The sequence below is a fragment of the Sphingobacterium shayense genome, from assembly GCF_013179575.1.
Taxonomy (GTDB): domain Bacteria; phylum Bacteroidota; class Bacteroidia; order Sphingobacteriales; family Sphingobacteriaceae; genus Sphingobacterium; species Sphingobacterium shayense.
The window spans coordinates 1-6,898 of record NZ_JABMCQ010000195.1; the positions used below are offsets into that span (position 1 = coordinate 1).

The following is a 6,898-nucleotide window of genomic DNA, read 5'->3' on the forward strand; positions in this document are numbered from 1 at the left end:
GGACGACAACCTTCATGCTCGCTCCAGGCTGACCCGATGTCGAAGATATTGACACGCCAGGAGCCTGTCCTTGCATCGCTTGCAACGGATTCAATTGATTCCTCTTTTCCAAATCCTCACCTTCAACGCGAAGGTTGGCACCGGTATTCAATTTCTTTTTTTGCGTTCCATATCCGATCACCACGACTTCTTCCAAATCGGATGTGTTTTCCTCAAGCCGAATAATGAGATCATTTTTCGCTGCTATTTCCTGCACATCAAATCCTAGGTACGTTATGACTAGAATATCTCCGACCGCAGCTTGGATAGAAAAATCTCCCTGTTCATTCGTACTCGTCGCTCGCTGACTCCCCTTAACCGAGACACTAGCACCAACCACTGGCTGGTTTGTCGCGTTAAAAACAACGGAGCCTCGAATAGATTGTGCCCAGGCAGCAGAAGAGACGAGCATCAAGAGCATCATCACTACTGCGTTTTGTAACATTCGTTTACACATGTTTTGTTTATTTAAATTGGTTTTTATTTTAATTTAACTGTAAGTGCTTTACCGGAATACTTAACAGTTTTTTTCCTATTAAATATTTTATCCAATCCAGCAGCATGCTTGCCGTCGATTAACACAATATTAAAAACTCGATTAGTCAACATACCGGGGAACGCCCCTTCATGCTCACCAATGGTCAGCTGACCACTTTTAGCATCATATTGAAGGTCAATAGTCATATAGTTCCCCTTCTCATAATCGTAGTTAATACCCCCATCTTCATACAACGTGAAATTTGCATCCGCACCGTCATAAACCATTAAGGTTAAATTTTTCTGATTCCGTTCTGTGGTATATTGTAAATCATCACCAATAGGTAAGATAGATCCTCCCTTGACAAATACGGGAATTCTTTCGTACGGAGCAGGAGCATCAATTCTTCGACCTCCTTCATATGACTTGCCGTTGTATAGATCGTACCAGACGGTTTCCCCGGGTAGGTAAATCGATCGCGAGGTAACGCCGTTAGTTGTCACTGGGTTTACTAGCAACGAGGGCCCCCACATATATTGATCATTTATATTATATACTAATTGATCATTTGGAAAATCCATTACAAGCCCACGAATCATGGAATAGTCCTTAAAATATGTCATGCCGCCGAGACTGTAGTTATAACTCAACAGTTTATAGCGTAACTTTATATAGTAAATCATGCTCTCATATGCAGGATGACCCTCCGGTGCAATCGCGAAAGGCTCCCGTTCCGGATATTGCCCATGAGCTCTGAACAACGGAAGGAACGCTCCATATTGATACCAACGAGAATTCAATTCACGCCACTCTTCTAAATCCGCTTTCGAGGGTTCGTAAAATTTCTTTTCAGCAAGGAAACCTCCAGCATCCATTGTCCAATATGGGGTTCCAGACATCGAGAAGTTAACGCCTGCGGAAATTTGATCCCGCATATCTTCCCATGTCGAAGCGATATCACCACTCCAGGCTGCTGCTGCATAGCGCTGCTGTCCGGCGAAAAAAGATCGTGTTAAAATAAAAACTCGTTTATTAGGGTCTTGGCCACGTTGCCCTTCATATATTCCTTTTGCATTTAACAAAGGAAAAGTATTATAATAACGAACGGATGAGCCAATATTCGGTTGTATGACGGATTTACGCTCCTCAACGCTAATATTGGAATGTATATCTGGTTCACTGGCATCCATCCACCACGCATCCACCCCAAGCGAAAATAATTTGTCATTCATTTGATCCCAGAAAGCTTTTCTAGCATCCTTGTTATAAACGTCGTAAAAAGTGGACGTATACCCCTTGCCAATCCAATCTTTACGTCCGTCATAAATATTACGCATATACAACCAGTCGTTATCACGGTATTGTTTGTATACGCTTGATTCTTCGTTAATTTTAGGCCAGATAGAAATCATCAAGTTTACATTTTGGTCGTGTATCCTTTTAATCATTCCTGCGGGGTTTGGAAATCGCGTGCTATCGAAACTATGGCTCCCCCAATCTTGTGGTTCCCAATATGACCAATCTTGCACAATGTTATCAATTGGAATCTGACGCTCCCGAAATATTGTTACAACATCCTCCAATTCCTGCTGAGTTTTGTAACGCTCGCGGCTTTGCCAAAATCCAAAACTCCAAATTGGCATAATCGGCGCTTTACCGGTTATCTGGCGGTATCCAGAAATTACATCATCCATGTTTTCTCCGGTAACGACGAAATAGTCAATAGCATCTCCTGCTTCGGACTGAAATCCAAACAGCGTTTTATCTTTTTCTGCAGGCCGTTGCCAATTAATTGTAAAATAGCACTCATCACCAGAGGGGATCCATTCGATCTTAATTTTGTAATGCTTATTTTTCACAAAAGTAACTGGCAATTCGAACGTGCCCGGATTCCAAGCTTCCCGCCAACGATCTTGCAGTAAAGCACCATCGATCCAAACTTTTATATACCCTGAATATTTAAAGTGCACATAATGTAGGCCTTCGTATGGAGAAGCGAGTTCACCTTCGTAAATTACTTTTGCCTGAGATAGTTTCACGCCTTTCGGATATTTATGCTGATCAGTCAAATAATTGTAATCAATATCTGATTCCGGTCTGGTGATATAAACTTCTTCTTCATGATCTTTATTTACATAAGAGGCGGTTAACCAACCTTCGTATCCGTCCTTTGAAATGAGTTTAAAAGCATTTAAAGGCATTAGAGGTCGTGTATCGCCAGCCACTGTAATCGCATAGTTATGCCATAAAATCCCATAGTTATTACTTGAAACAAGGAATGGAACAGCTATTTCCGTATTATACTGTAACAGTGTAACGCGCCGTCCATTATTGTAATTCATCACTCCATTTTGGTGCTGACCTAAACCAAAAATACCTTCAGTTTTATCGACTTGAAACCCTTGTTCGACAGCATAAAAAGTATCGCCATTATACGCGTCGGCCTGAAATGACTGCTCACCTCTCTTCGTTTCGTGAATCAATGGTTTTCCACGTGCATCAAAAAAGTGTACCGTTCCGCTGGACAGTTTTAATTTGGTAACAAGTTCAGTAGTTCGCAGGTATAAAGTGTCCGATTTTTCCGACAAACTAAAATCGACTTGTTTCTCACCTATAGAATCGAGTAATATAAAACTCTTTTCTACTGGCAGCGATTCGCCGGGAGGTAATACTCGAACACGAACAATTTTTTCATTCACAAAATCTAAGTAGATATCCTGATCGATGGCCGTAGAAACAGAGCGATAGATAATCTTTGCTCCACGATCCGTTTTTTCATACCGAGGGAAATTGGACGTCTGCGCAGATAAAGAAATACTGAAAAAGAACATAACTCCAAGGAGAACTTTTCTAAGCAACATAGTAACTGATTTATTTTTTTATTGGTTAAGTGGATACTCGATGTAAGTAATTCACATTACAAATGTAATGATGCAACCGATTGCACCAATGCCACTTACGTTAACAAATAGGGGCTGTTTTGTTAACTATTAAAAAGTAGAAAAAACACACAAAAACCTGTATAACAACAGATTGACAAAATAAAGGATTAAAAAAACAAGTGGGATATAATTTTTTGTTTCAGAGAAATTTTTGGTCAACGTGCTACTTTCTATAATGTGAAGGTAGCTCTCCGTAGAAATTTTTGAAATGCTTGGAAAACTGTTTTGGAGAACTAAATCCAACTTCATACGCGATCTCGCTGATTGTTTTAGAAGAACTCTGAAGGTGCTTCAAAGCAATATTTAACCGAATATTACGAATAAATTCAATTGGAGTAAAACCAGTAAGAGATAGAATACGCTTGTATAAGCCTACTCGAGTAATATTTAAAGATTTCGCCAAAAACTCGACTGACATTTCGCCATCTTGTAAATGTGCTTCAACAAGGTTAGCTGCTTTTATCAGAAACTTTTCATCTACATTTTCTATTTCTACAGGACCCACGCGAACATCTAATTGACGTTTATACCGTTTTGTCATTTCATCTTTCTGTAAAAGCACTGATTTTATTTTCGATAAAAAAGCTTCCATATGAAAAGGCTTGGCAAGGTAATCCGTAGCCCCTTCTTTCAACGCTTTCAGTTGTACCTCTTCCGATCCTACTGCGGTAATTACAATAAATGGAATGTGCCTTGTACGTTTATCCGCCCTAATTGTTCGACAGAATTCTATTCCTGACAGCTTAGGTAAACTCATATCCGAAATTATTATATCAGGATGAAATTGATAGACAATCTCTAATGCACTTTCTGCAGACTGACGCAGTTCAACATGATAATGTTTTCCGACATTTTCATTCAAATAATATGCGAAATCTATATTATCCTCCACAATAAGTACCCGTTGCAGATTACCTTTTTTCATCGCAAAGCCACTGTCCTTGCGTTCCTTCATGGTTTTCGGTTCTTGTTCCATCTTTCCTTGCTCGGGATCAAAACGCAATGGTAATTGAACTGTAAATCGACTTCCTTCACCAAGCACACTTTCGACTTCAATAATGCCTCCCATCATTTCCACGAACTCTTTCGTGATAGACAAGCCGATTCCACTCCCTTCTGTCCAAACATCGCTTAGTTTATTTTCTTGATAATATCGATCAAAAACTTTTTCTACATTATGTTTCGATATTCCTGATCCATTATCATTGACCAAAACATACAACCGAGCTGATTGTTCATCGATAGTAATGCTAATCGATACCTCCCCCTGTTTACTCGTAAATTTAAACGCGTTAGAAAGTAAATTGAATAAAATACTCTCGACTTTTTCTTTATCAAAAAAACAACGAAGTTCTATATCTGGAAGGTTGACGATAAATTTTATTTGGCGCGATAATGCAAGATTACGAAAGGAGTCAACAACCGATCTAACAACAGATATTATATCACCATATTTATTACTGATTGCCTTCTTTCCTTGATCTATCTTATTAAAATCTAACAGTTGATTGACCAAGGATAGTAATTGCTTCGCATTTCGTTCGATAATATCTAAAAATGCATGGTTGTCATTTCCTGCCAGCACCTTCTTTAATGTTTCTATTGGTGCAAGAATTAAACTAATAGGTGTACGAAACTCATGGCTAACATTTGTAAAAAAACGTGTCTTCAACTGATCGAGTTCACGAATATGGTTTGTCCGTTCCTCGGCTTGCAATAAATTAAAACGTGTGCGTTCTCTAAGTTTTTCAAACCTTCTAAGGTAATATAAAACACCAAAACCGAGTAATATGTAACAGACATACGCGGTCTTCGTTTTCCACCAAGGAGGATATACAACGAGTTTCATTAAACTTTCCTCAGACTCAACCACTCCCTGGTTATTTAGGTATCTCCCCATTACTTCATAGCTTGACGCTGGTAAATTTGAAAGATAGATTGTAAAATCGGTAGCATCGAGGTCTATCCACTGTTCACTTAGGCCCTTTACCAAATATTGAAACTTCCCTCTGTTACGTCGTAAATAGTCGAAATCGGTCAAACGAATAATAAGTGAGTTCTCACTATGAGAAAGGTGTAAAGCAGAATTGGAATCCCTAAAAATAACTGTCCCTTGCTTACGAACATCTGAAGGTGCTAGATTCCGTCCATTTAATTGGATTTGAGATAGTCTTATTTTAAACTCGTCTGTTCCGTGCTGGATATCCTTTACGTTTATCAGATTAAAACCGTTTGGTCCTCCGAAAACTAGATGTCCATCTTTCAACTTCAATCCAGCATTCTCGTTGAAACTTAAAGATTGTAATCCGTCAGCTTTACTGAAATTATTAATAAATAAATTTCCCAAATGTTGTCGCACCCAAATTCGAGAAATTCCTTTTTCAGTCGAAGCCCATATATTACCACTGTCATCCTCAACTAATTCGACGACAATATCGTCGATTAACCCATCCAGTTTTGTGATCCGTTGAATACGAAAGTTTTCAATAATATTGATTCCGCGTTGAGTAGACACCCATATTCTTCCATACTTATCCTCCAAGATGTCCGTCACCAAATTATTACTTAAGCCTCGTGAAGTATTTCCTTCGCGTATAAATCGTACGTTGTCATCGGTATCAATAATTTCGAGACCTTGTGCAGTGCCTAGCCAAATATTGCCTTTTGAATCTTCGAATATCTTGGAGTAATATGTAGAAGGTAACTGTTTGCCACTTTTTGTAAAATATGGAGTTAGGTAATGAACGCTGGTATCAAATAAAAAAAGTCCATGAGACAACGTTCCTAACCATAGTCGACCACGACTATCCTCCAAGATATCCCAAACACTCAAATTGGATAACGCTGGCGTTGGGTATCGAGAAAAAACACCTTCAACTTCCATTTTGTTTAAACCGCCATTAAACGTACCTACCCATAGTGTATTATCTAGATCTAAATGTAAACTCACTACAACATTACTACTTAAAGATGTCGAATCTGTTTGATGATATAGAAAACTTTTATAGGTATTGGCACTAGGATCGTATTTGATCAAACCACCACCGTTCGTACCGATCCATATATTACCGTGGGGATCTTCAACAAAACAATTTACATCGTCAAACGGTAAGCTTCCGTCGTTTCCTGGTTTTGACTGAATGGTCTTAACAAAAGTTTGTTGTTTGCTATAATAACTCACACCCCCTTTATAAGTACCAACCCACATCGTCCCATGGTCGCCACTATAGAGCGTGGTTGTTGCATTAAAAGGCAACGACCCTGATTCAAATGACCGATGCACTACATAGTTTATTTTATCACCGTATATAATGTTTATTCCGCCGTGATCCGTACCCAGCCAAACTTTCCCATCGAGTTTCTGAATATTATTAACATTGTCACTGTTGAGCTTAAAACTTTTGCTATTTCTATTGAAGTGATCCGTATGGTTGTCTGA

The 6,898-nt window shown here is 38.9% G+C and carries 3 protein-coding genes; all 3 read right to left on the reverse strand.

Going from position 1 to position 6,898, the window contains the following annotated elements:
- Positions 1-484 (reverse strand): carboxypeptidase-like regulatory domain-containing protein (locus tag HP439_RS16885; protein ID WP_172391513.1); only part of this gene is annotated, 484 nt, incomplete at its 3' end.
- Between the two features lie 35 nt (positions 485-519).
- Positions 520-3,378 (reverse strand): glycoside hydrolase family 31 protein, encoded by a 2,859-nt coding sequence (locus HP439_RS16890; RefSeq protein ID WP_172391514.1) that lies wholly within the window; start codon positions 3,376-3,378, stop codon positions 520-522.
- Between the two features lie 244 nt (positions 3,379-3,622).
- Positions 3,623-6,898, reverse strand: a 3,276-nt coding sequence (locus HP439_RS16895; protein WP_172391515.1) for a hybrid sensor histidine kinase/response regulator transcription factor, incomplete at its 5' end; no start/stop codon positions are given.

Bases quoted from the DNA above. Each gene is read 5' to 3' on its own strand.
- HP439_RS16890 (WP_172391514.1), bottom strand. From the start codon at position 3,378: ATGTTGCTTAGAAAAGTTCTCCTTGGAGTTATGTTCTTTTTCAGTATT.